Raw genomic sequence first — 26,164 nt, 5'->3', positions numbered from 1 at the left:
CTAGTAACTACTCGCTAGAAATTGCTTTAAGCGCTCAGATTTCGGGTGATTAAATAACTCATCCGGTGAGCCCTGTTCTTCTATGGTACCTTGATGTAAAAACATCACGTGATTACACACGTCTTTAGCAAAAGCCATTTCATGGGTAACAATTAACATTGTTCGCCCCTCTTCTGCTAATCCCCGCATGACTTTTAACACTTCTCCAACCAGTTCTGGATCAAGTGCGGATGTGGGTTCATCAAACAACATCACTTCAGGGTCCATGGCCAATGCTCGCGCAATTGCCGCACGCTGTTGCTGACCACCGGATAAATGGCTGGGATAATAGTCCTTGCGTTGATAAATGCCGACTTTATGAAGTAACGCTTCAGCTCGCTCTATCGCTTCAGCTTTAGACAATTTCAGCACCCGGATTGGCGCCTCAATGATGTTGTCAAGAATGGTCATGTGAGACCATAAATTAAAACTTTGAAATACCATGGATAAACGTGAACGAATGCGTTCTACCTGTCGCATATCAGCAGGCACTCGTTGCTTATTGCGCCCAATTTTCATCGCAATGGGCTCACCATGCACTTTAATCTCGCCCGCAGTTGGAATTTCCAGCATATTAATACAGCGCAAAAAAGTACTTTTTCCTGAACCAGATGAGCCTATCATGGAAATCACATCGCCTTTACGGGCAGTAAGTGAAACCCCTTTTAACACCTCAGCTTTGCCAAAATGTTTATGAATATCGGTTAATTCTAATGCGGGTATCTCTGACATTATTATTTTCTCGCGCCCCTGGGACACAACTCCACTATACACTTCACTAATACTACAAATGAGCTAACACATCATAATCGGTTGGTGCGCTACTGTTAATGTATTTGATTAAATTATTATTTTTTTATCGTTATCATTATTATATTAGCTGTAATATTGTTCTCCCCTCTGCCTAATTTAAACAAGTAAACGACCTGTTTGAAGCAATCCAAGTAGGGAGATGCTAACCGTTTAGACCTTGCCCTGTCATCCACATTACCAAAATATTTCAGCAAAGAATGTCGGTATTTGGCCAAAAAGTTTTAATCTGGCGACCATTTTGAGCAAAGCTGCCTAAAAAGTTTTCAAAATATGACATTTTTCACCTTAACAAAAGTGAATACAACTTCCTTATTTCTCATTCAATAACTGTTGTCTTTCTTGGCGAGGTGTTACCCCAAAGTGGCCCCGGTAGGTCGTACTAAAGTGGGACGCCGTAGCAAAGCCACAACTTAACCCCACCTGAGCAATAGCTTTATCGGTTTGCTGTAATAGCTGTCTGGCGCGCTCTAAACGCAGCTGTAAATAGTATTTTGAAGGGACACTTTGTAAGTGTTTTTTAAACAGACGCTCTAAATGCCGTCGGGAAACCCCCACATGAAAAGCCAGGTCATCGGTGCTAAGCGGTTCTTCAATATTAGCTTCCATCAACGCCACAGCTTCAACCAGCTTACTATGACTGGTACCAATCCGCACTTTTAATGGAGCACGTTGCGGATCCTCGCCTGGACGAATCCGCTCACAAACAAACTGCTCTGAAATTGCCGAGGCCAGTTCCAACCCATGATGTTTGCCAATTAAAAATAACATCATATCCATTGCCGCTGTACCACCACTGCAAGTAAACCGGTTACTATCAATTTCAAATAAATGATTAGAAACAATTGTCTGGGGAAACTCTTCTCGTAAGCTGGCAATATCCCACCAATGAATCGTGGCTCGATAACCATCCAGCAATCCTGCACAGGCCAGTAAATAGCTGCCTGTACCAATCCCCCCTAGGGCAATCTGCTGATTTTTATCCTGCTGTCTTAGCCAAGCAATGACAGACTCGTTACCCGTGCGGGCAACCGGGCTAGCTCCTACCACAAACACCGCATCTAATGGGGGAATCTCCTCTAGTGCAATATCCACCTGAACAGTGGCACCACAGCTACTAGCCACCGCCGAGCCCTCTGCACAGATGGTAAATGTTTCATAAAGGTTATCGCCACTCACCCAGTTTGCCATGCGTAAAGGTTCGATAGCGGAAGAAAAGCCAATGAGAGAAAAGTTCGGCAAGAGTAAAAAGCCAAACTGTAATGGTTGATTGGTTTTATTAATAGTGGCTAAATCCGTGACGACCATCCATTCAAAGCCTTAAAATACTACACTTGATTACAAGCACTGACATAACTACCCAGTGATTAGCCATGCTCGTAACAGCGTTATGCTGAATTATGTTTGTAGCCCAGGTCACTTTTCGAATGAACACTACTCACATGCGCACTACCTGGTTTTAAAATTTGCGACACCCCAAAGTGTTCACTAAGAGACTAGTGCGCCAATTATAGCCAGATCAAAGGAGTACACAAGCTTACCAAAAAAGAAAAAATGTCAGGCCTTTTAAAGTCAAGGTCGCTTTCTTAATATTGAACATCTATCGTTATCGCTTGCTTTACACCATAATTTAATAGCCTAAAACGGTCGACGCTATTGTTAAGTTGCCACCATTTTAGGTAACAACATAATTCATTCGTGGTATTAAAAGACCCAGTCATGAGTAGTGTAACAACAAAAAAACAAGACACGATCGCCAAAGTCGTTGCTGTTATTCAAGAACGCCTGCCTTCTCATACCCAACCGGCAGCAATTGAATTTGCCAAACAGTTTTTGGCCGAAAGTATTACTAAAGAAATTATTAAGCTGCCTTTTGAAGGCCTTAGTAGCAGTGTATTGTCCCTGTGGGATTACCTGCAACACAAAGCACCAGGGGCTCCCTTAATAAGGGCATTCAATCCGACGTTTGAAGACCATGGCTGGGAATCACGTCATACCATTGTGGAAATTATCACTGATGACATGCCATTTTTAGTGTCGTCTATTTCAATGGCCTTGAATCGACTGAATTGCTCCATCGAAATAATCACCCATCCAGTAATTGCTATCAGCCGAAGCAGTGAAGGAGAACTGCAGACAGTTTTACCTCGACGCGATACTGCAATTACTACAACAGAAGCCGTCATGCGCTTTGAAATCGAACGGGAAAGCGATGAAAGTAAACTAGCAGAAATTGTTGAACAAATTCATCAAACCCTGAGCGATGTGCGCCAAGCAGTGACTGACTGGCCAGCAATGGTCGATAAATTAAAAGAAGCCATTCAGAGTACCGAACAAGCTCAATTACCTGTATCAGCAGAAGACCTAGCTGAAGAGCTAGACTTCTTACACTGGGTGGCCGCCCACCACTTTACGTTTTTAGGATTTCGCGCTTATCAACTAAGCTGTGACCCTCAAGATGGCAGTTGTTCTTTAACCCTTGATACTGCATCTAGTTTAGGCACCTTCCGCTCTTTGGGTGAAGATACACCTAAAGTACTTAAGTTGTCGCCTTACATGGCTGAGCGACTACTGGAGCCCTCTTTGTTAGTGCTCACAAAATCTATTAGCCGGTCCACGGTACATCGCCCTGCTCATTTGGATTACATTGGAATTAAACGCTACGACCAAACCGGTAAGGTGATTGGCGAGTGGCGCTTCTTTGGGCTTTATTCCTCAACGGCTTATACAACCCCCTACTCTGAGATTCCATTATTACGAAGAAAAGCAGCGCAGATTCTGGATAAAGCTAATATCCCGCTAAATAGCCATAAAGGCAAAACCCTACGCAATATCCTCAACCATTACCCCCGCGACGAAATGATGCAGGCAAACTTCCAGCAGTTGGAAGACACCGTGCTCGGTATTCTGGAAACTCAGGAAAGACGTCAGTTACGGGCTTTTATTCGGCCTGACATTTATGGCCGTTTTATTACCGCTATTGTCTATGTGCCTCGTGACCGGTATAACACCGAGCTACGGGTAAAAATGCAAAATTTATTGCTGAAAATTTTCAATGGCCACAGTGTTGAGTTTAATGTGCAGTTTTCTGAGCAAATCTCTGCTCGAGTGCAGTTTACTATCCACTGCGAAAACGCCCAGGAAATCCAATACAACACGGAAGAAATTGAAAGCCAAATGACTCGGGCCATGCTGTCCTGGGTGGATAATGTCAAAATTGCTCTTCGAGAAAAACTTGGAGAGGCTGAAGCCAATCGCATCTACAAAAGTTATCAGCAAGCATTTCCCGCAGCTTACCGGGACGACTTTGCCACCACCCAAGCCTTAGTGGATATACTACGAATCGAACAGCTCGATGATAACCACCCCTTATCCACTTATTTGTATCGCCCTCAAGGTAGTTTTGGCAACTTACACTTTAAAGTCATTGGCCGCGGCCAAACCTTAGCTTTATCGGATGTATTGCCGATCCTTGAACAAATGGGAGTACGGGTATTATCTGCACGCCCTTATACCATCACCCCACAAGAGCATGAGCCAGCCTGGATTATTGATTTTGATATTGCTACTGACAGCGCAGTGGATCTGGATGTTCCTAGCTGTAAGGATGAATTCCAAGATACCTTTGTTAAAGCTTATACCGGTGCCATTGAAAACGATGGCTTCAATAAGCTGGTAGTAGCTGCTGGGCTGAAATGCCGTAAAGCAGTAATGCTTCGTGCAGTATGCAAATATCTATTACAGATTAAGGTACCTTTCAGCCAGGCCTATATGGAGCAAACCCTGGCTCGAAATGCCGTTATTACCCGGTTACTAGCCGAGCTGTTTAGTTGGAAGTTTGACCCTTACCACCAGGACGAAGAACGAGCAACTCGTATCGAGCAACTGCAAAATAACATTGAGCAATCCCTTAGCTCCGTCAGCAATTTAGATGAAGATCGTATTCTGCGCCATTACCTGAGTGTTATCCAGGCGATGCAGCGGACCAACTATTACCAACTGGGTAATGACCATCTGCCAAAAAATTACCTGTCATTCAAGCTGAAGCCCAAGAAAATTCCGATTGCGCCTCAGCCACGCCCCATGTTTGAGATTTTTGTTTACTCACCCTGGGTAGAAGGGGTTCATATGCGAGGCGGCAAGGTCGCCAGAGGCGGGTTGCGCTGGTCAGATCGCAAAGAGGATTTCCGGACAGAAATTCTTGGTTTAGTCAAAGCACAAATGGTTAAAAATGCCGTAATTGTTCCAGCAGGCGCTAAAGGTGGCTTTGTTGCCAAACAACTTCCAGAAGCCACTGATCGAGATACTATTCAGCAAGAAGTCATACGTTGTTACACCACTTTTATTTCTGGCCTATTGGATATTACGGATAACCTGGTCCACAACCAGGTAACGCCACCCAACCGGGTGATTCGCCATGACCCAGATGATCCATACTTAGTCGTGGCTGCCGATAAAGGCACCGCTACCTTTTCAGATATTGCCAACCAAATAGCCAATGACTATGGGTTCTGGTTAGGCGATGCATTTGCTTCCGGAGGTAGCAACGGTTATGACCACAAGAAGATGGGTATCACTGCCCGGGGTGCTTGGGAGTCCGTTAAGCGACTCTTCCTTGAACAGGGCTTAAATACTCAACAGCAGGATTTTACCTGTGTGGGTATTGGTGACATGGGGGGCGACGTCTTTGGTAACGGGATGTTGTTATCTGAGCATATTCGTTTAGTCGCTGCCTTTAACCATATGCATATTTTTATCGACCCTAATCCCTCGGCAACAAGTAGCTTTGCCGAGCGACAACGACTATTTAAGCAGCCTCGCTCCAGCTGGATGGATTACGACCAGAGCTTGCTGTCCAAAGGTGGTGGTATTTTCGAGCGGTCAGCAAAACAGCTCACCATATCCGCTGAAGCCCAGCAAGCATTAGGGGTAAAAAAATCGACCTTAACCCCAAACGAATTAATTAAAGCTATTTTAAAAGCCCCGGTTGATTTGCTATGGAATGGTGGCATAGGCACCTATGCGAAAGCCAGTGCTGAGACTGATACCGATGTGGGTGACCGTGCTAATGATGCTCTACGGGTCAATGCCAATCAGCTTCGCTGCAAAGTCATTGGTGAAGGGGGCAATCTTGGCTTAACCCAACTGGCTCGAGTTGAGTTTGCTCAATATGGTGGTTTCATTACGACCGACGCGATCGATAACTCTGCTGGTGTTGACTCTTCAGACCACGAGGTCAATATCAAGATTGCCATTAGCCAAGTTGTTGAAAATGGTGACATGACAATCAAACAACGCAACCAGCTGTTGGCCGAAATGACCGATGAAGTAGCTGAGCTAGTGTTAAAACACAATTATCAGCAAAGCCAAATCCTCAGTATTACTAATCAATTCGCCACAGAGTTACTACCTGAGCATACACAGCTGATTCATCAGCTGGAAAAGCAAAAGCGGTTAAAGCGAAAGCTGGAGTTTCTACCAAACGATGAGCAAATTGCAGAACGACAACAAAACCACCAAGGCTTTTATCGCCCTGAACAAAGCGTATTGCTGGCTTACAGCAAAATAAACCTCCACGATGAATTAGTCGCTTCAGATATCAGTGCAGATAAAGACCTCCGTCAAATACTGATGGAGTATTTTCCTAAGCCATTAGTGACTCAATGCAAGCAAGCTTTGGGTAGCCACCCGCTGAAATCAGAAATTATTGCCACTCATTTAACCAACTTAATGGTTAACCGGATGGGACCTACTTTCTGTCTGCGAGTGCAAGAGCAAATCAACAGTAGTTCAGCTGACATCGTTCGGGCCTACATGGCTGCCAACGCCATCCTTAAACTGGATAACCTTTGGCGAGCTGTCGATAGCTTACAAACCAGCCTAAGCCATCCAGTATTGAATGATTTATTCCAAGGTCTGCAAGAAGTGGCAGAAAAAGTCACTGTCTGGCTGCTACGCCATGAAAGCTGGCCAATGCCCATCAATAAAGTGGTTGAAAAATACCGCGAGCCACTAAATAACGTTGTTGAAATATTGCCTAAGGTACTGATTGGTAGTAACTCCAAACACTTTAGCCAACTGCTCAACCATTATACGGAAAGTGGTGTGCCTGCTGACTTAGCTTCATCACTCGCGACCAGCCGCTATTTATACAATGGTCTGGATATCGTTGCCGTTGCTCTGATGCAGGGAGAGCAGGTTAACACCGTAGCCTCACTGTACTTTGCCTTAGATAACCAACTAAACCTGTCCTGGTTCCGGCAAAGCATCAACGCCCTGCCCCAACGTAACCTATGGCAACGCAAGGCCCGGATTACATTGGCTGATGAGCTAGAACTGGCCTTACGGCAAGTGTGTGTTCAGCTCATACTACAAACAGATGCAGTCACTAAACCAAGTGAGCGGCTGAATTGCTGGCATAACACGAATGTGGCTCGTCTCAAACATAGCCAGTCACTGGTGACAGAAATGCAGGCTGCAACCCAGCAAGACCTAGCCATGTTATCGGTAGCCGTGAAAGAAATCCGTCGGCTGACTTAAAAACATCATTGCTGCCAGCTGCACTGGCAGCTAACTAAGCAACACCAAGGAATAGCGACTGCATTTAATGCAGAGCAAACAAAAAAACTAAGAGGTAAGATAATGACAGATCAAACACTCACTCGTGACCTTTTTAATGAAGTGATGGTACCTAACTACAACCCACAGACCATCATTCCAGTACGCGGTAAAGGCTCACGGGTTTGGGACCAGCAAGGTAACGAGTTTATTGATTTTGCTGGCGGCATTGCCGTTAACGCCTTGGGGCACTGTCACCCCCGCTTAGTGGCTGCACTGAAGGATCAGGCTGAAAAACTCTGGCACTTGAGTAATGTCTACACCAACGAGCCCGCTTTAGCCCTAGCGAAAAAGCTCACTGAGCTGACTTTTGCTGATAAAGTATTTTTTGCCAATTCCGGCGGTGAAGCTAATGAAGCAGCTTTTAAACTGGCCCGAAAATATGCGTACGACAACTTTGGCCCAGAGAAAAACGAAATTATTTCCTTTACTCAGTCATTCCATGGTCGAACCCTGTTTACTGTTTCAGTCGGTGGTCAGCAAAAATATCGGGAAGGCTTTGAGCCAGTACCAGGGGGAATTACTCACTGTCCGTACAACGATATTGCTGCTCTGGAAGCAGCTATTTCTGACAAGACCTGTGCTGTTGTAATGGAACCCGTACAAGGTGAAGGCGGTATTATCTGTGGTGATCCAGCCTTTATTAAACGAGCTAGAGAGTTATGCGATCAATATAATGCCTTATTAGTGTTTGACGAGGTGCAAAGTGGCGTTGGTCGTACAGGTAAGCTTTATGCCTACATGGATTATGGTATTGAGCCTGACATCCTTAGTACTGCAAAAGCATTAGGTGGTGGCTTCCCCATTGGAGCTATGCTAACGACTGATAAAATTGCTCCTAGCTTAGGCTTTGGTACTCACGGCAGCACTTATGGCGGCAACCCACTGGCTTGTGCCGTAGCAAATGAAGTGGTTGATATTATCAATACTCCTGAGGTGTTGGCAGGTGTGTTGAAAAAACGCCAACGGTTTGAAGACGGCTTGAATGCCATTAACGAAAAACATCAAATATTTACTGAGTTAAGGGGCAAAGGCTTATTGGTTGGTGCCGCTCTTAAACCTGAATGGCACGGTAAAGCAGCTAAATTTTTAGCCGCCGCTAGAGAGCACAATACTATGATCTTAGTGGCTGGACCGAATGTGTTACGGATGGCACCTTCCTTGATTATCCCTGATGAAGATATCAAAGCTGGCTTAGCTGGCCTGGAAAAAGGGATAGCTGATGTAGTTGCTGCAGGACCAGATGCTTAAGACCTAGAACCTCTTTTCAATAAGGTGTTGAAAATCTAGTGTCCGATATGGACTTCTGCCGTTCTTGATGGGCCTTCCATAGCCCATCAAGAGCTTAGAGCTACAGCACACCCTATTACCCCATATCCGCTAGATATTGCAAAGGAAGTTCCTCACCAACATTCCAAAAACCATTGCTGAAAATAGTCCTCATTTAGCAAGTTACGGCCTTTTACTGATAAATCCCGTCGCAATTTCATCATTCTATCTCTAGTCTCTATGTCCTTTTTTCGAAATAATGGGCAGCAAGGAAAGCTGAGACAATGACAAGTGGCTAAATGAATAATAATACCTTTGCTCCCTACTTAGACTGGCTGGATAGTCAACATAATGAAATGGTCAATCAGACCATTGAACTGGCTAATATCAATTCTGGCAGCCTGAATGCTGCTGGGGTAAATCAGGTTCGCCAAAAACTAAGTGAATTAACTCGCCCTTTGAATGGTGAGCAAACCACTATTGCCATGCCTGATTACGAGCAAATCAATGATCAGGGAGATATTATCCACTCTCCCTTGGGAGACGCTCTCAGCATTATAAAACGCCCTAATGCCCCCTTCCGGGTATTTCTCTGTGGGCATATGGATACTGTGTTTGGTATTGACCATCACTTCCAATCCATTCGCTGGCTGGATGACAATACCCTTAATGGCCCCGGTGTTACTGATTTAAAAGGCGGCATCATGGTGATGTTAAAAGCATTAGAATGCTTCGAACAGAGTCCTTTTGCAGAAAAAATAGGCTGGGAAATCCTATTTAATCCCGATGAAGAAATTGGCTCACCCAGCTCAAAATCTTTATTTGCGGGTTGTGCCGAGCGTAACCATATAGGGTTTATCTATGAGCCTTGTTTTCCTGATGGCGACCTGGCGGGTGCTCGCAAAGGTAGTGGCAACTTTACTGTGGTCTGTCGAGGTAAAGCCGCCCATGCGGGTCGTGAACATCACTTAGGCCGCAATGCAATTCGTGCTCTCAGTGATTTTATCAGCCAACTTGATGATTTAAATGGCCAACGGGATGGGGTCACTATAAACCCAGGCTTCATTCAAGGGGGCGGACCAGTCAATATTGTCCCGGACTTATGTATTAGCAAATTCAATATCCGCTTACATAACCCTGCTGATGAAATCTGGTGTTTAGAGCAGCTCAATCAACTGGTTGAACAAATAAATCAGCGGGATGGCATTAGCTTGACATTGCATGGGGAGTTTGGCCGCAAACCAAAAGTGCTCTCTACCGCTAACACCAAACTGTTTGAATTAGCGCAAAGCTGTGGTCAGGCACTGGGGCTAAATATTACCTGGAAACCAACCGGTGGCTGTTGTGATGGCAATAACCTGGCAGCCCATGGACTACCTAATATTGATACCTTAGGAGTTCAAGGTGGCAATATTCACAGTGATCAGGAATATCTAAAAGTAGATAGCCTGGTAGCTCGGGCCAAACTATCGGCGCTACTACTGTTTAAGCTGGCCACTGGCGACCAGCAGATCTGGCTGGAGCACTAAAATGCTAATTGTTCGGCCTGTTACCCATAATGATTTACCAGCACTAGAGCGACTGGCAATTATTTGTGGTGGTCGTTTAACCACTTTGCCCGCCAATCGTGATCATTTAAGCAGTATTATCAGCTCAACCCAACGCTCGTTAAAGCAGTTAAATCATGAGCCAGGTGGTGAAAGTTTTCATTTCGTGCTGGAAAATCAGGCTACCCAGGAAATCATTGGTGTATCAGGTATTGAAGCCATTATCGGCTTAAAGTGGCCTTTTTATAACTACCGGACTAGTTCAGTGGTTCATGCTTCACCTGAATTACAAATCCATAATAGAATTCCTGCATTACACCTTTGCCAGGATTATGCAGGCTCAACTCGTTTGTGCACTTTATTCATTGACCCACAGCATCAACAGGAACACCACTATCAATTGCTGTCAAAAGCCCGCTTGTTATTTATGAACCTGGCATTAAACCGGTTTGCCGAACGTACAATTGTAGAATTACAAGGAGTTTTAAACAACGAGGGAAAATCGCCCTTTTGGGAGTGTTTGGGGAAACATTTTTTCAGTATGGATATTGCTAAGGCAATTTATTTAGTGGGTATTAACTCCAATGCATTTATTGCCAGCTTAATGCCCCAATACCCTGTTTATGTCCCGTTATTAAGCAAAGAGGCCCAGGCGACGCTGGGCAAGCCTCGGGAAGATGTAACTTTTAATATGGAATTACTGAAGCAAGAAGGTTTTCAACACCGTGGTTATATGGATATTTTTGATGCAGGCCCAACATTGGAAGCCGATACTAAAAAATTAAAAACCATCAGTAATAGCCAACAATGTCAGCCGGCTATTGGAGAAAAGGCCACCCAAAAACCAGCAGCAAAACATTGGTATTTAGTAAGCAATCATTTGCAACCTCAATATCGTTGTATGTTAATTCCTTTTAATCCTGACCAGCCGGTTCTTTCTGAAGCAGAAGCCAGCGCGCTACTGCTGTCAAAAGGTGATTATGTCCAATACTCCTCGGTTCAGTTGAGCCGATGACAAGCCAGTTTGGCCAGCTGTATTGGCAGTAAAAAAATACAACAATTGATAGTAATTAAGTAGTAATAGGAAGTTGTCATGAGAAAAATTGACCAATTAATGAATGCCATGTGGCAAGATTATTTAAACCTAAATCCCGATGCACAGAAAATTTATCAGTTGTTTTCTGATCAAAATGATGGGCAGGTAATTAACGATCACATTGCATTACGCACCTTCAACCTACCAAAAGTAACAATTAATAAGCTGGCTAAACCTTTTATTGATGCAGGTTATCAAGCCGCTGATGAATATGAGTTTAAAGAAAAGAAACTCTATGCTAAACATTTTCAGCATGAAGACCCAAACTTGCCGAAAATATTTATCAGTGAGTTATTGGTTGAACAACTATCACAAGAAACTTGTGCCATTATTGAGTACTTAGTAGAACAAATTCCAGCAGATGCGGTAACCACTGATAATTTTTGTTTTTCTGGTCGTCATTGGAATACAGACTATGCGACATATCAGCAATTACTAGCAGAAAGTGAATATGCAGCCTGGATGAGTGCATTTGGTTACCGACCAAACCACTTTACAGTTTATATTAATGCATTAAAATCCCATCAAACATTGGAAGCAGTTAACCAATTCCTGCTTGATCAAGGATTTGAGCTTAATACCAGTGGTGGGTTAATAAAAGGTTCACCTGAGGTTTATTTAGAACAGTCAGCAACTCTTGCTAATAAAACGGCAGTACAGTTTAACGACCAAACGGTCGCTATTCCCAGCTGTTTTTACGAGTTTGCGCGGCGCTACCCACTACCCTCAGGGAAGTTCTACCCAGGTTTTGTCGCACAATCAGCTGACAAAATTTTTGAAAGTACTGATGCTAGGTAACCAATAATACACATTTGTATACCCTAAATGGGTCTCGCAAAAGAATGTTGAAAATAAATCTAGTATCCAATATGGAACAACAAACCCAATCAAGGTATAACATCTAAAGTGTCGTTTATTAGTCCTTATCAGACTTTAGCAAGCAATAAAAATATTGTCGTGTTTGGATTAAATAGCTTCACTTGCGAGTGAGTAACAACATTATGATGATCATTCGACCTATCGCAGCCGACGATTACGATAGATTTTATGAACTTGCTGAAAAAACCGGCCCAGGGTTTACTTCCCTACAGCCTAATGAAAAACTGGTTCGTAATCGTCTTGAAAAATCTTTAGCCGCCTTTGCCAAGGAAGTTAAAGAACCAGGGGAAGAAAGTTACCTGTTTGTCTTAGAAGATACCGCTAACCACCGTGTAGCCGGCATTTGCGGTATTATGGCTAGCGTTGGTCTAAGTGAGCCTTGGTATAACTATCGACTGGGCACCTTAATGCATTCTTCCCGTGAGCTGAATGTCCACAATGTAGTTAATACTTTAAGTATTACCAATGACCATACTGGCTGTTCCGAAATTTGTACCCTGTTTTTAGACCCTGATTATCGGCACAGTAAAAATGGTAGCCTATTATCTAAATGCCGTTTTTTATTTATGGCAGAATTTCCTCAGCGGTTTGCTGAAACAGTGATTGCAGAAATGCGGGGCATCTCAGATAAGGATGGTATTTCACCTTTTTGGGAAGGGTTAGGTCGCCACTTTTTTTCCATCGATTTTTCTAAAGCTGACTACTTAACCGGTATTGGAGAAAAAGTCTTTATAGCTGAATTAATGCCTAAGCACCTAATTTACACCAACCTTTTACCAAAAAGCGCTCAAGCGGTTATCGGCAAGGTTCATGAAAATACCTTACCTGCATTAAAAATGCTGGAAGCAGAAGGGTTTCGTTATGAAGGTTATATGGACATTTTTGATGCAGGGCCTACCATTACTGCTCGCTTTGATGAAATTCGGGCAATTAGAGAAAGCCATTATGTAAAAATTCGTATTAGTGAAGAAGCTCATCATCAACAAGGTGAATTACATCTGATTAGTAATACGTCACTTAATGGCTTTCGCTGCTGCATGAGCCCACTGACCCAAGATAAACAAAACCTGATTTATATTACCCCTACCGTTGCTGCAAACCTTCAGGCCGAAGAAGGCGACTCCGTACGGGTAGTCCCTCTATCCAGTGGTAGGAGAGTTTAATTATGACTTCAACTCTATTTATTAATGGCAACTGGCAAGCAGGTGAAGGCGATTCCTTTACCTCTGTAGACCCTGCAAAAAATAAGGTGATTTGGGAAGGTAACTGTGCCTCTGAAGCACAAGTAGATGCTGCCGTCATTGCTGCCCGCAATGCCTTTTTACCCTGGTCAGATTTAACCTATGAGCAACGAGAAGCCATTATCAAACAGTTTGCTCAGTTACTAACTGAGGAAAAGCAAGCCTTAGCCTTATTGATTGCCAAAGAGACAGGCAAGCCTCTCTGGGAAACTCGTACTGAAGTGGCTGCTATGATTGGTAAAATCGATATTTCCATTAAGGCCTATCATGAACGAACTGGTACCAAAACCGCAGAGGTTCCAGCCGGCAGAGCAGTACTTCGGCATCGTCCTCATGGGGTAGTAGCGGTATTTGGTCCCTATAATTTCCCCGGTCATTTACCTAACGGGCATATTGTTCCTGCTTTGCTGGCTGGCAACACAGTGGTGTTCAAACCCAGCGAGTTGACACCAAAAGTGGCTGAAGCAGCAGTCAAGCTTTGGGAAAAAGCAGGTATCCCAGCAGGCGTACTGAATTTAGTTCAAGGAGAAAAAACAACTGGTATAGCTCTAGCCAACCACTCAGGTATTGACGGCTTATTCTTTACTGGCAGCTCTAATACCGGCCATTTACTTCATCAGCAGTTTGCTGGCAACCCAGGCAAAATCCTGGCGCTTGAGATGGGGGGTAATAACCCTCTGATCGTTGACCAGATTAATGATATTGATGCGGCCGTTCACGACACAGTTCAGTCTGCTTATCTTTCTGCCGGTCAACGCTGCACCTGTGCTCGTCGCTTATTTGTACCTAATACCGAGCAAGGTAATCAGTTTATGGCCCGCTTACAGGAAACCATCAGACACGTTAAAGTAGGCTTGTATGACGACGATGATCAACCGTTTATGGGGTCTCTAATCACTGAAGCCGCTGCCGATCATATTCTGCAAGGCCAAAGCAACCTAGAAAAGCTTGGTGGTAAATCGTTAGTTAAAGCCAAAAAATTGAAACCTGGTACCGGCTTGCTTAGCCCAGGCTTGATTGATGTGACTGATATAACTGAACTACCTGATGAAGAGCTGTTTGGGCCAATGCTACAAGTGATTCGCTATGATGACTTTGATGAAGCCATCGCTACCGCAAATAACACCCGTTATGGCTTGTCTGCTGGACTATTAAGTAATAGTCGTGAGCGCTATGACTACTTTTTACGCCGAATCCGAGCAGGTATTGTCAACTGGAATAAGCAAACCACTGGTGCTAGCAGTGCAGCTCCTTTCGGTGGTGTTGGTGCCAGTGGTAACAACCGGGCCAGCGCCTATTATGCAGCAGATTACTGCGCTTACCCTGTCGCCAGCTTAGAAGCCGATGAGCTGAGCTTACCAGAAACGTTAGCACCAGGTTTGTCACTACCCTAGTACTATTTCATCTAGTCTATTAGGTAATTCAGGGCACCATCCCTTGACAGTTTTAGGAGTCATCCATGCAAGCAGTTGAAGCCAATTTTGATGGCTTAGTTGGCCCCACACACAATTACAGTGGTCTTTCTTATGGTAATGTTGCTTCTGAGCTCAACCAACAAGCCAGTTCCAACCCAAAAGAGGCTGCTAAGCAAGGCTTAAAAAAAATGAAAGCGCTTTATGACTTAGGGCTAGTACAAGGCGTACTGGCCCCTCAAGAGCGCCCGGATATTCACACCCTACGCCGGCTGGGTTTTACTGGCTCAGACCAAAAAGTCCTGGAGCAAGCCGCTAAACAAGCGCCACGAATTTTAGCTAATTGCTGCTCGGCTTCCAGCATGTGGACTGCAAATGCTGCAACCGTATCACCCAGTGCTGATACCAGTGATAGGCGAGTCCACTTCACTCCAGCGAATCTGACCAATAAATTCCACCGTTCCATTGAACACCACACAACTGGTCGTATTCTTGAAGCTATTTTTACTAATGAACAGCATTTTGCCCATCACCAGGCTTTACCGGGTGCTGAACATTTTGGCGATGAAGGTGCTGCTAACCACACCCGTTTCTGTGAAAATTATAATGATACTGGTGTTGAGTTTTTTGTCTTTGGTAGACATGCATTTGATAGCAGCAAACCAGCGCCTACGAAGTACCCTGCCAGACAAACCTATGAGGCATCTGCTGCTATTGCACGACAACATCAGTTAGACCCCAAAAAAGTGGTTTACGCCCAACAAAACCCGATGGTCATTGATCAAGGTGTCTTCCATAACGATGTAATTGCTGTTGGTAACCAAAATGTATTATTTTTTCATGAGGATGCTTTTTTATCTAAAAAGCAAGTCATGGAAGATGTGAGTGCAGCTTTTGGCAACACCCCTTTCCACTTTGTTGAAGTACCTTCGAGTGCCGTTTCCGTTGCGGATGCGGTGAGTTCTTATCTATTTAACAGCCAATTAATTGCCTTACCTAAAGGCGGTATGGCGATTATTGTTCCTGAAGAGTGCCGAGAAAATACTGCTGTTTACCACTATTTACAGAAGCTGATTGCCAGCAATAACCCCATTAAAGAAGTTAAATTTTTCGATTTAAAACAAAGTATGTGTAACGGTGGTGGACCAGCCTGTCTGCGGCTACGTATTGTTTTGACTGAGGTAGAACAAGCTGAAATTAATCAAGCCTGCTTAATGAGCGATCATTTATTCGCTAGTTTAGATGCATGGATTGAAAAACACTACCGTGATTGCTTATCAGAGACAGATCTGGCTGATCCAAAATTATTAATGGAATCCCGTACTGCATTGGATGAATTAACGAATATTTTGGAATTAGGCTCAGTCTATCCTTTTCAACTGTAATTTCTTCTAAACTTTACACGACAGAACTAAAAAGGCCATTACCAGTTATCATTAAAATCAAATAATGATGGCTGGTAATGGCCTCTTTAGTAATTAGCTAAATAGCTCTTAGCTTGAGAACTTAAGCGCCTTCAGACTGAATAAAGTTTTTTACTTCCTGAGGTAAACGGTTCATGGTAGGGAAGTTGATGTCACCCTCTTCTAAAACCGCTAACTTAGTACAACCAGTTCTTACATCAAGTACAACATATTTAGCGTTTTCTGGGTGTTCATCAGCAATCGCTGCTTCGATAGGATACACTTTCCAGTGTTCATTGGAGGAAACAAATACCGGCTCAGCATTACTAACAACTGACTGTACTTGTTGTTCTGACTTAGCTGAATCAGCTTCTTCTGTGCCTGCTTCGGCTTCTTGCTTAGCCTGCTCTAAATCTTTTGATAAAGCCGCTACTTTTTCTTTCAGCTCACTCACCTTAGTTCTAAGTAACTGATTACCTTTAGTGAGTTCTTCGTTACGTTTTTTCTGCTCCAGCGCCTTGCGCTTTGCCCGCTCTGGGTTAATTTGCTTCAGCTGCTTTTTCAGTTGCTCTGTCTGATTGTGCATTTGCTTATTTTCAGACTTAGCCGACTGTAATTGTTTACGTAATAATTGAATTTGTTTTTCGTAGCCCTCAATTTGTTCTTCAAAAGAGGAGCGAACCTCCTCTTCTACCGCCATTAATTGTTCTAAACGCTCAATTTGTTCCAGGTTACTAATTTCTGTCATCATAAGTGCCTAGTTCACTTCTCCAGGTCTTGGTTAAAGTTTAATGGGTTGACTTATCTCTACGGCATAAAGTGCAATCAACAAGCTGCTGCCCTCCTTAGCCGTATTAAGCCAAACACGATAACATCACGCCAAGTTAGCGACTTGGCTGGTTAGGTTGACTAGGTTTAGTTAATCACCTTGAGAACTCCCCAATAAGGTTGCCGTATAACAGCTTATGCTGAAAAGCTTATCGGCAACCTTCAATAATACTGTAACAACCTGCCTGACATTGGATGTCCTAGGACAACTGTGTTACTCAAATAAAGATTTGGGAGACGCATTTAGCTGTGATTGTTTAAACTCAGTCTTGATAGGTTTACCCTATCTAATAGCACTCAACAGCAGGAATGACCCACCCAGAGTAAGTTCCCGGCGGATTATAAAGACCTAAAGCGCAGCAATCAACGGTTTCCAACGGATTAAGGCACTAATTTAATGTTTAATCTTAATATTAATGCACTATAGGACTTATCAGCACTGCTGTTTGATGGTATATAAGGCCGTTTTCTCCTGAAATAAAGCCTAAAAGACTTACATTATCCCTATTACAAGTATTGGCGGCTAATCATACACTGCCTACCTAATGGATGGAAGAGCACTGCCCTGGCATTTTTACATTTATTAAACACTTAGTGTGTTTTTTCATGTTAACCTTATTGGCTTGGTTAGCACTACTGACTTAACCATTATCACCATCACCTTTTTCATTAATTAGCCAGACGATTTAATAAAAGGAAATCAGCATGGCCTTTAACTTGCGCAATCGGCATTTCCTCAAATTACTTGATTTCAGCCCTGCCGAAATTCAATTTTTAATCAATTTAGCTCGCGACTTGAAGTCGGCTAAATACATTGGAAACGAGGCACCTCGCTTACGAGGAAAAAATATTGCGCTGATTTTCGAAAAGACGTCTACTCGCACACGCTGCGCCTTTGAAGTCGCAGCCTATGACCAAGGTGCCAATGTGACTTATCTGGCCCCCAGTGGTTCACAAATTGGCCATAAAGAGTCAATGAAAGACACCGCTCGCGTTCTCGGCCGGATGTATGATGCCATTGAATACCGTGGATATCATCAGAGCACAATTGAGGAGTTAGCCAAATATGCTGGCGTACCTGTGTGGAATGGCCTAACCAATGAATTCCACCCTACGCAAATTCTGGCTGATTTTCTGACAATGACAGAACACTGCACCAAAGCATTGTCAGCACAGTCTCTCTGTTATCTAGGCGATGGTGCTAACAATATGGGGAATTCATTATTAATCGGTGCTGCAAAAATGGGTTTAGATTTTCGCATGGCTTGCCCATCCCAATGCCGCCCCCAACCAGAATTAATTAAGCAGGCAGAAGCCATTGCCGCTAATACAGGCGCAAAACTGACTTTCACTGAAGATGTAACAGTAGCGGTTCATGGTGTAGACTTCCTCTACACAGATGTGTGGGTGTCGATGGGTGAACCAGAGTCTATTTGGGAAGAGCGCATCAAGCTACTCAGCCCTTATCAGATAAATAAACAAGTACTGGATTTAACGGAGAATCCAAAAGTAAAATTTCTGCACTGTTTGCCTGCCTTCCATAACCGGGAAACCACCATAGGTGAAACTATTTATGAAAAATATGGGCTTGACGGTCTAGAAGTAACTGAAGATGTATTTGAATCACCCCACTCGATCGTCTTCGACCAAGCTGAAAACCGAATGCACACCATTAAGTCAGTTATGGTGGCAACACTGGCCTAAAGCTCATACTTAACCACCTATCTCTGGCATTTTACCCAGTACATTCAGCACCTCATAACAAGCCCCCATGGTATGATAATCCGTTTTACCAGCGGGGCTTTTTAATTCATCATACTTCTGGTTTTGGCCATCAAGGATACGAAACCAGCCGCCATACTGGTGATCAATCATATGCTGCCAACTGAATTGCCAAATTCGCTGATACCAATCCCAGTACATCAGATTATCAGTTGCCTCTGCTAAAAGGGCTGCCGCTGCAAAGCTTTCAGCTTGCACCCAAAAATATTTATCGCTATCACAAATATGATGGTTAGGATCAAAGCCGTAACATATTCCACCCAACTTGCTATCCCAAGCAATGGCTAATGATTCAACAAATAAGTGTTCTGCCGTGCTCACTAACCAAGTTGCAGGTTTATATCGATTGAGGATTAATAACAATTTGGCCCATTCAGTCTGATGACCAGGTTGAAAACCCCAGGGGCGAAATAAATGGCGTGGGTTATCTCTATTATAATCCCAGTCAACTTGCCAATCAGAATGATAGTGCTCCCAAACAAACCCATCCCCCTGCTTGGCTAGATGCTGAGTGACCTGCCCTGCCAACGTTTGTGCGCGATCTAGATAGCGCTGTTCTCCAGTAGCCTGGTAGGCAGCAATCAGGGCCTCACAACTATGCATATTGGCATTTTGGCCTCGATAAGGAGAAATGTGCAGCCAATCAGCTGACGCTTCATCTTTATACAACTGGTGTTGCGGATCCCAAAAATATTGCTCCATCAACTCAAAAACAGCCGCCACTTGTTGAGCAGAGCCAACACCAGCTTGTAGTGCTTCTGCGTAAGCCAATAATACAAATGCCAATCCATAACAGTGGTTAGTACCATCAAGCACTTGATTATCAGCACCCAATAGCCAAGCATAGCTTTTTGTATCAGGTTGCCAGTGGGCCTGTTCTAAAAAAGCAAGCGCATATTTTAGATAAGGTAGATATTGCTGACGATCAATAAAACGAGTGGCTTTGGCATAATTAAACACAAAACGAGCGCTGGACACCAAGTGTCGCGTATCAGAATCATAAATATCACCATTATCCTTAAAATGATGATAAAAACCACCCCGTTGCTGATCCATACAACGACTGTCGTAAAAGGCCAATATTGACCGAATATGTGCTAATAAAAACTCAGGACTTTGAAAGTCAGGCACCGTTTTTTTTGCAGTGATTATTTTATCCATAGCCGTTGTCTTATTCTCTAATTGACTCATATGTCTGCCTTTTGGGTTAATGCCTTCACTTCTGCTAAGGTAGGTAAGGCAGGAAAAGCCCCCGCCCGACTCACGGTTAAAGCACCACAGGCTACAGCTTGAGCCACCGCTACTAGCAATTCATCAGTGGCTAACCAGTCAGCAAAGGACAAACTTTGCTTTAGTCCATTGGCCAAACCAAACAGTAGCCCCCCGACCAAAGCATCACCTGCAGCAGTAGTATCCACAACCTTAACCGCGGGAGTTACCTGCTCAAACTGCTGATTAGCCGTAATCACCCGCACTGGCTTGGCACCATCAGTTATCACAAGTAGCTGACAACCTTTACTCAACAACCAATCCTGCCACTGATTAATACCCCAGTCTGGCTTCAACTGAGTTAGCTCTTCAACACTGGCTTTTACCAAATCGACATGGTTAAGACAGGATTCAATCGCTTCATAGGGTGATCGATCAGTCGGCCAAAGTGCTGACCGCAAGTTGATGTCAAAGCTGGTAATCGCCCCCTGTTGGCGCGCACGCTGGAGTGCTTCCAAAGTCACATTCGCCAGGTCTGGGTCAGTTAAGGTATTAGAACAGCAATGGAACACAGCAGCAGCTTGAAAGTCCACCTGATCCAGGCACGCAAGGTCAAACAAAAGGTCAGCGGTTTGATCTCGATAGAAACTAAAGCAGCGCTCACCATGGGCATCTAGACTAACAAAGGCCAAAGCAGTTTTAGCCTGAGAAGAGGTAAACAGATAGCGGCTATTCACACCATACTGTTTAACTGAATCAACCAGCCAGTGACCAAAAAAATCGTCACCCACCTGCCCGATAAAACAGCTTTGACCACCCAACTTGGCAACCGCAACGGCTACATTAGCCGGCGCCCCTCCAGAAAATGGCCGATAATGCAGTCCTTGCTGTTGGTCTGGCTGAGCCAGCATATCGACTAACAGCTCACCAAACGAATATACGACGCCCATAGCAGTAATCCTTTGAGGGCACAGCATAGTCTATGCTGCAATACCCCCTGAAGTGAGAAAAAAGTAATGACACGACTTGATGTAATGGCTAACAGGATACGACGGCTGGCGTTTAGTTTAAACCTTATCCTAATTGATGGGATTTTACGGATGTCTAAAACGAAAAAAGGCAGCCTGTTGGCTGCCTTTTTAGATGTGGCGTCCCCTAGGGGACTCGAACCCCTGTTACCGCCGTGAAAGGGCGGTGTCCTAGGCCACTAGACGAAGGGGACAACAATTTGTCTTAACAACAAACTGAATTGTTGAATACTCAACGTCTGCTACTCGCCACCGCGAGTAGGCGGCGCTATAGTAGTTAGTTATAGCAATAGCGTCAAGTATTTTTCATACTTTTAACCATAGAATGACAATCTATTGCACTTGAGTGCTGCAAAGTACTTCTCCTGGGATAGAGTGGGCTATGCTTTCAGCAGGTAACTGTTAATTTTGACTATTATTTGTAATAGCCAAACAGTTTATTACTACTAATAGGAAAGACTGTGTCGCCAATTAGCATAGTTATTTCAATCGTGGTGGTGATTGTGGTGATTACCATAGTCGCCTACGTTAAACACTCTCTTGATAATGCTCGTTTAGAGAAAGCCCGGTTATTATCAGAATTCAATAGCCGAGTTCGACGTGCAGACTATTTACTTAATGACATTCCCCTGCAAATGCTGAGCAACGGTTTAGCAGTCTTCTTACTCGAAGAGAAACAGCATGCTCTAGAATGCATTAAAGACCTGTGCGGAAGAAAGGTCGATCCTGATGTCCTCAATAGCATGGAGCAAGTCAAACAACGACTAAGTGTTATTCAGCAAGAAGTCGCTAATAAGCAACAAGAAGCGTTTGCAATTACCTCAGAAAAACGAGCTAAAGAAATTAAGTCACTACTACACGAACTCTACCGTCAAGTCTCTGATAGTTATAAAAACAGCCGCCTAAATAAAGCCGATGCTAATAAGTTTTCGCTACACATCAAAGGCTTACTTGTTAATACCTCTATTGAATTACTGAGTTATTTTGGTAGAGAAGCTGAGAAGCAAAAGAAATATCGATCCGCAATAAACTATTACACCCAAGCCGTTGATGAACTAAAAAAACGCAACCAAAACCAACAGTACACAGAGCAAATTAAGCCGTTGCAAAGCCTCATCCGTACTCTCGAACAAAAAGAAAGTGAAAAGGCAGGAAAAACTGAAACCAGCAGCGGTCAGCTTATTGATCAGATAGACGAATTAAAAGGTAAAGATGACGACTGGAAAAAGAAAAACGTTTATGATTAGGCAATAAATCATAAGACAGTAGTAGTTAGCTTGGATAACTCCACCTTTTAATAAAAGGTATTTTCCAGGTAATACGATTAAACAAGTGATGTTGATCTTGGTCCAGAAATAAAAGAAGTAATGCAGTATATAGCCAATGAATATTAAATTTACTGAGCGACTTTCTTACAAACAAGCCAGAAACACGGTGTTACTGGCTTTTTTTATTGGCACATTACTCAGCTTTATCCAGGTAGCAATGGATTTTAGTTATGAAAAAGCCTTCATTGACCATCAAATTAAAAGCATTATTGATATCACCCGCAACCCTGCCGCTCGGATGGCCTATAACATTGACACTGAACTCGCCCAAGAGTTAGTTAATGGACTGTTGGAGTCACCCACCATTATTAGCGCTCAACTATTAGATAATGGCGGCATTGTTCTCGCCCAAGCAAGAGAACCAGTACAAGCAGCCCCTTACCGCAATTTAAGTGACTTTTTATTTGGCAAAACAAAGCACTATAAAGAAATCCTGCACATTGACTATAACCCACAAGAGCGACTCGGGGTGTTGGAAATTGAGATTGATACCTATGCAATTGGTGCTAATTTTCTGCAACGTGCTGCCATGACTTTAATGACTGGCTTTATCCGCAGCCTGTTTTTATCCATTCTATTGCTGCTACTTTTCTATGTCATGCTCACTAAACCCTTGGTAGGGTTAATCAAGTCAATGAAACAACTTGATCCTGAGCAGGATGAGCCGGCCAAACTCCCCTGCCCACCGAACCATGAACGAGATGAAATAGGTGAGCTGGTAGAAACCACTAACCAATATTTTCACAGTATCAGCGCTCATTTAAAAAAACGCCACCAGGCTGAAAATCAGCTTCGCCATTATTTAACAGAATTAGAGACTATTGTTGACGAACGAACCAGTGAGTTACTGGCAGCGAATAAAAAATTGCAAACCAGTAACGACATGCTGAACAGAGCTAAGCAGGAAGCAGAACGGATGGCCAATGCCCGCGCCGCTTTCTTAGCCAATATGAGCCATGAAATTCGCACCCCCATTAATGGTGTGCTAGGTATGATCGGCCTAACCCTTGATACCGAACTCACCCCAGAACAAAAGCAGCAACTGAATATTGCCTATAACTCAGGCAAGGTTTTGATTCAGTTATTAAATGATATTTTAGATTTATCTAAATTTGAGTCAGGTAAACTGCTGCTTGAACAAGTGGAGTTTGACTTACGGGATACCATTGAAGATGTGGTCAATCTGTTTAGTCAAAATGCTACCGATAAAAACCTTTCACTTGAATGTGATATCGATCCAGGTATTCCAGAAAACCTACTAGGCGACCCAACTCGAATTCACCAGATTTTAGGCAACTTAGTCAGTAATGCTATCAAGTTTACTGCTGAAGGCAATGTTAAGGTGGCAGCTTCCATACTCAAAGAAAGCCCCAGCGATTTATCCATTCAATTTAAAGTGGTTGATACCGGTATTGGCATCAGCCAGGAAACCATTAACGAAGTATTCAAGCCATTTTCTCAGGCCGATGAAACCATTCACCGTAAATACGGTGGTACAGGTTTAGGGCTAGCACTCAGTAAAAATCTGACAGAAGCCATGGGTGGCAGCTTACAAGTGGACTCCACACCCAATAAAGGCAGCACCTTTATCGTCACCATTCCCTTAGTAAAACCAGACCAGGTACATCACATTGAAATTGCCCAGCAACTTCATCAGCACCATGTCTTAATTTATTGTCATGAAGCTCTGCAAGACACCCTAAGCCATTACTTCAGCTATTGGCAAATGCCTCACACATTGCTGGATTATCAAGCTCCTCTAGCTAGCCAACTACAAGACCGGCAACTAGCACCTTACTCTTGCATCATTCTTGATAACCCAGGTGTGATTCAAGAGTTTTATAATTTAGCCCCTGATATCAATATTATTTATGCCACACCTCATCAATCACTACTCACCCGACAAGAAGTCGAGTTATTGCATATCAATCAGCAATTACCATTACCATTAAGACGTAACGACTTATATCAAGCCCTATTAACTACGCTGCATATCTCTGCACCAGAAAGCAACATAACTCCCTTACAATCAACGTCTGAAGTACGTACACCCTCTTACCAGCTATTAGTGGTGGAAGATAACCACATTAATCAAATGGTTGCTAAAGGCATGCTGGAAAAACTAGGGCATCAGGTCACGTTAGCTAGCCATGGCCAAGAGTGTATTGATCTCTGCGAGGAAAATGATTTTGATTTAATTTTCATGGACTGCAACATGCCAGTACTAGACGGTTATGCAGCTACCCAGCAACTTCGAAATAATTCAGCGACCCAACACCTTCCAATTGTGGCACTCACCGCTAATGCCCTCAGCCACGATCGACAAAAATGCTTGAATGCAGGAATGGACGACTATATTGCTAAACCATTTAAAAATGAGCAGCTGCGACAAGTCATTGAAAAATGGGTCCCGAAAAATGCAAAGCAAAAAACAGCTTAGCTCGAATCAAAGTTACTACAAACAATAAAACTAAGGGCACCAATAATTGTTTGCTGACTCAGGTTCTGGTCAACTCACAATCAAGGCACAGCCTGCGAAGCTGTTACACTGTATGGGTTTGCTTAGAAAGGCAACCAACCTTACACACCGCAAGCCGTACTTTTCAGAGGAGACCTTAAGCCGCATCACTCTGACGCATCGCTAAATACTTTTTAATTTCAGGCTCAATCACTTCTGGTAAGGTCTGTGGAGAATAACGCTTTATTTGCCTGGCCCCAGGCGCTACCAGAAATTTGGTAAAATTCCACTTTATCGCCTGGCTACCCAGAAAACCAGGTGCTTTTTGTTTTAGCAACTGGAATAGTGGATGGGCATCATCACCCTTAACATCTATTTTCCCAAACATTGGGAAACTCACCCCATACCGACTGACACAAAACTGCTGAATCTCATGCTCACCACCTGGTTCCTGGTGCCTAAATTGATTACAAGGAAACCCCAATACCACAAGCCCTTTTTGCTGGTATTGCTGATGCAGTTGTTCTAATTGCTGATATTGGGGCGTGAACATACATTTGCTGGCCGTATTAACAATCAACATAACCTTGTCAACGTAATCTGCCAAGGTAACTGACTGGCCATCAATGGTTTGACAGATTATTTGATAAATTTCATCCATGAATTATTCTCACTTGGTTGGATACCAAACACTTTTTATATTCGTTCAATAATTTGCTATTCACTCGGCACCTTGGGTGAAAACGCTAATGCCACTGAATTAATACAATAACGCAATCCGGTTGGCTCTGGACCATCCGAAAATACATGCCCTAAATGGGCATCACATTGGCTGCAGAGTACTTCAATACGTTGCATCCCAAGGCTACTATCACTGTCTTCCAGCACCGCTCCACTACTAATCGGCTGCCAATAACTTGGCCATCCAGAACCAGAATGATATTTATGGTTTGAATCAAACAATGCCTGGCCACAGCACACGCAATGATAAATGCCTTCGCCATCAAATGCTTCATATTGCCCAGTGAAAGGTGGCTCAGTGCCTTTTTGTCGGCAAACCCGATATTGCTCAGGGGTTAGCTGCTGTTGCCATTGGGACTCAGTTTTGTCAACTTTTGCCATAATTGACCTCAATTAGCCAGTGATTTATACACCTTTAACCATTACAATTCAGCTTAATCTCAGCAACATAAAAAATATACCCTGATGGGTAGATA

18 protein-coding genes and 1 tRNA gene are annotated in these 26,164 nt (G+C 43.5%); 11 read left to right on the top strand and 8 right to left on the bottom strand.

Features of this window, described 5'->3' with window-relative positions:
- Complete coding sequence (locus G4Y78_RS13405) at window positions 1-771, bottom strand: ABC transporter ATP-binding protein (protein WP_163833498.1); 771 nt, start codon at window positions 769-771, stop codon at window positions 1-3.
- A 390-nt stretch (window positions 772-1,161) separates the two neighbouring features.
- Window positions 1,162-2,157: a GlxA family transcriptional regulator gene (locus tag G4Y78_RS13400; protein WP_163833497.1), complete on the bottom strand. Its 996-nt coding sequence runs from the start codon at window positions 2,155-2,157 to the stop codon at window positions 1,162-1,164.
- Between the two features lie 411 nt (window positions 2,158-2,568).
- Between G4Y78_RS13400 and G4Y78_RS13395 the strand changes: the two genes are divergently transcribed.
- The 8 genes from G4Y78_RS13395 to astB all read left to right on the top strand — a co-directional run bounded on the left by G4Y78_RS13395 (window position 2,569) and on the right by astB (window position 16,296).
- Window positions 2,569-7,389 carry an NAD-glutamate dehydrogenase gene (locus G4Y78_RS13395; protein WP_163833496.1) on the top strand — a complete coding sequence of 1,607 codons (4,821 nt, stop codon included), beginning with the start codon at window positions 2,569-2,571 and terminating at the stop codon, window positions 7,387-7,389.
- A gap of 102 nt (window positions 7,390-7,491) precedes the next feature.
- Window positions 7,492-8,718, top strand: a complete 1,227-nt coding sequence (locus tag G4Y78_RS13390) for an aspartate aminotransferase family protein (RefSeq protein ID WP_163833495.1) — start codon at window positions 7,492-7,494, stop codon at window positions 8,716-8,718.
- Window positions 8,719-9,035: 317 nt separating this feature from the next.
- Window positions 9,036-10,265 (top strand): hydrolase, encoded by a 1,230-nt coding sequence (locus G4Y78_RS13385; protein ID WP_163833494.1) that lies wholly within the window; start codon window positions 9,036-9,038, stop codon window positions 10,263-10,265.
- Window position 10,266: 1 nt separating this feature from the next.
- Window positions 10,267-11,298: an arginine N-succinyltransferase gene (locus tag G4Y78_RS13380; protein ID WP_163833493.1), complete on the top strand. Its 1,032-nt coding sequence runs from the start codon at window positions 10,267-10,269 to the stop codon at window positions 11,296-11,298.
- A 78-nt stretch (window positions 11,299-11,376) separates the two neighbouring features.
- Window positions 11,377-12,177, top strand: coding sequence for a DUF1338 domain-containing protein (locus G4Y78_RS13375; RefSeq protein ID WP_163833492.1), 801 nt, complete (start codon window positions 11,377-11,379; stop codon window positions 12,175-12,177).
- 203 nt (window positions 12,178-12,380) lie between these two features.
- Window positions 12,381-13,421 (top strand): arginine N-succinyltransferase, encoded by a 1,041-nt coding sequence (gene astA, locus G4Y78_RS13370; protein ID WP_163833491.1) that lies wholly within the window; start codon window positions 12,381-12,383, stop codon window positions 13,419-13,421.
- A 2-nt stretch (window positions 13,422-13,423) separates the two neighbouring features.
- Window positions 13,424-14,893, top strand: a complete 1,470-nt coding sequence (astD, locus tag G4Y78_RS13365) for a succinylglutamate-semialdehyde dehydrogenase (RefSeq protein WP_163833490.1) — start codon at window positions 13,424-13,426, stop codon at window positions 14,891-14,893.
- A 65-nt stretch (window positions 14,894-14,958) separates the two neighbouring features.
- Window positions 14,959-16,296 (top strand): N-succinylarginine dihydrolase, encoded by a 1,338-nt coding sequence (gene astB / locus G4Y78_RS13360; RefSeq protein ID WP_163833489.1) that lies wholly within the window; start codon window positions 14,959-14,961, stop codon window positions 16,294-16,296.
- Window positions 16,297-16,417: 121 nt separating this feature from the next.
- Here astB and G4Y78_RS13355 read toward each other — a convergent pair whose 3' ends face one another.
- Window positions 16,418-17,065 (bottom strand): hypothetical protein, encoded by a 648-nt coding sequence (locus tag G4Y78_RS13355; protein ID WP_163833488.1) that lies wholly within the window; start codon window positions 17,063-17,065, stop codon window positions 16,418-16,420.
- A gap of 782 nt (window positions 17,066-17,847) precedes the next feature.
- Between G4Y78_RS13355 and argF the strand changes: the two genes are divergently transcribed.
- A complete protein-coding gene (argF, locus tag G4Y78_RS13350) occupies window positions 17,848-18,846 on the top strand; it encodes an ornithine carbamoyltransferase (protein ID WP_163833487.1) in 999 nt (332 codons plus the stop codon).
- A gap of 9 nt (window positions 18,847-18,855) precedes the next feature.
- On the opposite strand, the gene G4Y78_RS13345 is transcribed toward argF, so the two are convergent.
- The 3 genes from G4Y78_RS13345 to G4Y78_RS13335 all read right to left on the bottom strand — a co-directional run bounded on the left by G4Y78_RS13345 (window position 18,856) and on the right by G4Y78_RS13335 (window position 21,355).
- Window positions 18,856-20,115 carry an AGE family epimerase/isomerase gene (locus G4Y78_RS13345; protein WP_230425732.1) on the bottom strand — a complete coding sequence of 420 codons (1,260 nt, stop codon included), beginning with the start codon at window positions 20,113-20,115 and terminating at the stop codon, window positions 18,856-18,858.
- Window positions 20,112-21,083, bottom strand: coding sequence for a carbohydrate kinase family protein (locus tag G4Y78_RS13340; RefSeq protein WP_163833486.1), 972 nt, complete (start codon window positions 21,081-21,083; stop codon window positions 20,112-20,114). Before G4Y78_RS13340 ends, G4Y78_RS13345 begins: the two co-directional genes overlap by 4 nt.
- A gap of 196 nt (window positions 21,084-21,279) precedes the next feature.
- Window positions 21,280-21,355: transfer RNA gene (locus tag G4Y78_RS13335), tRNA-Glu, on the bottom strand.
- A gap of 267 nt (window positions 21,356-21,622) precedes the next feature.
- On the opposite strand from G4Y78_RS13335, the gene G4Y78_RS13330 reads away from it, so the two are divergent.
- Both G4Y78_RS13330 and G4Y78_RS13325 read left to right on the top strand, forming a co-directional pair.
- Window positions 21,623-22,408: a hypothetical protein gene (locus G4Y78_RS13330; protein WP_163833485.1), complete on the top strand. Its 786-nt coding sequence runs from the start codon at window positions 21,623-21,625 to the stop codon at window positions 22,406-22,408.
- 136 nt (window positions 22,409-22,544) lie between these two features.
- Window positions 22,545-24,929, top strand: a complete 2,385-nt coding sequence (locus tag G4Y78_RS13325; RefSeq protein WP_163833484.1) for a response regulator — start codon at window positions 22,545-22,547, stop codon at window positions 24,927-24,929.
- Window positions 24,930-25,104: 175 nt separating this feature from the next.
- On the opposite strand, the gene G4Y78_RS13320 is transcribed toward G4Y78_RS13325, so the two are convergent.
- Complete coding sequence (locus G4Y78_RS13320) at window positions 25,105-25,608, bottom strand: glutathione peroxidase (protein ID WP_163833483.1); 504 nt, start codon at window positions 25,606-25,608, stop codon at window positions 25,105-25,107.
- A gap of 56 nt (window positions 25,609-25,664) precedes the next feature.
- Window positions 25,665-26,069 carry a peptide-methionine (R)-S-oxide reductase MsrB gene (gene msrB, locus G4Y78_RS13315; protein ID WP_163833482.1) on the bottom strand — a complete coding sequence of 135 codons (405 nt, stop codon included), beginning with the start codon at window positions 26,067-26,069 and terminating at the stop codon, window positions 25,665-25,667.
- Between the last annotated feature and the right edge of the window lie 95 nt (window positions 26,070-26,164).

The sequence above is a fragment of the Spartinivicinus ruber genome, assembly GCF_011009015.1.
Classification (GTDB): domain Bacteria; phylum Pseudomonadota; class Gammaproteobacteria; order Pseudomonadales; family Zooshikellaceae; genus Spartinivicinus; species Spartinivicinus ruber.
This window is presented reverse-complemented; position numbering and strand designations above follow the sequence as displayed.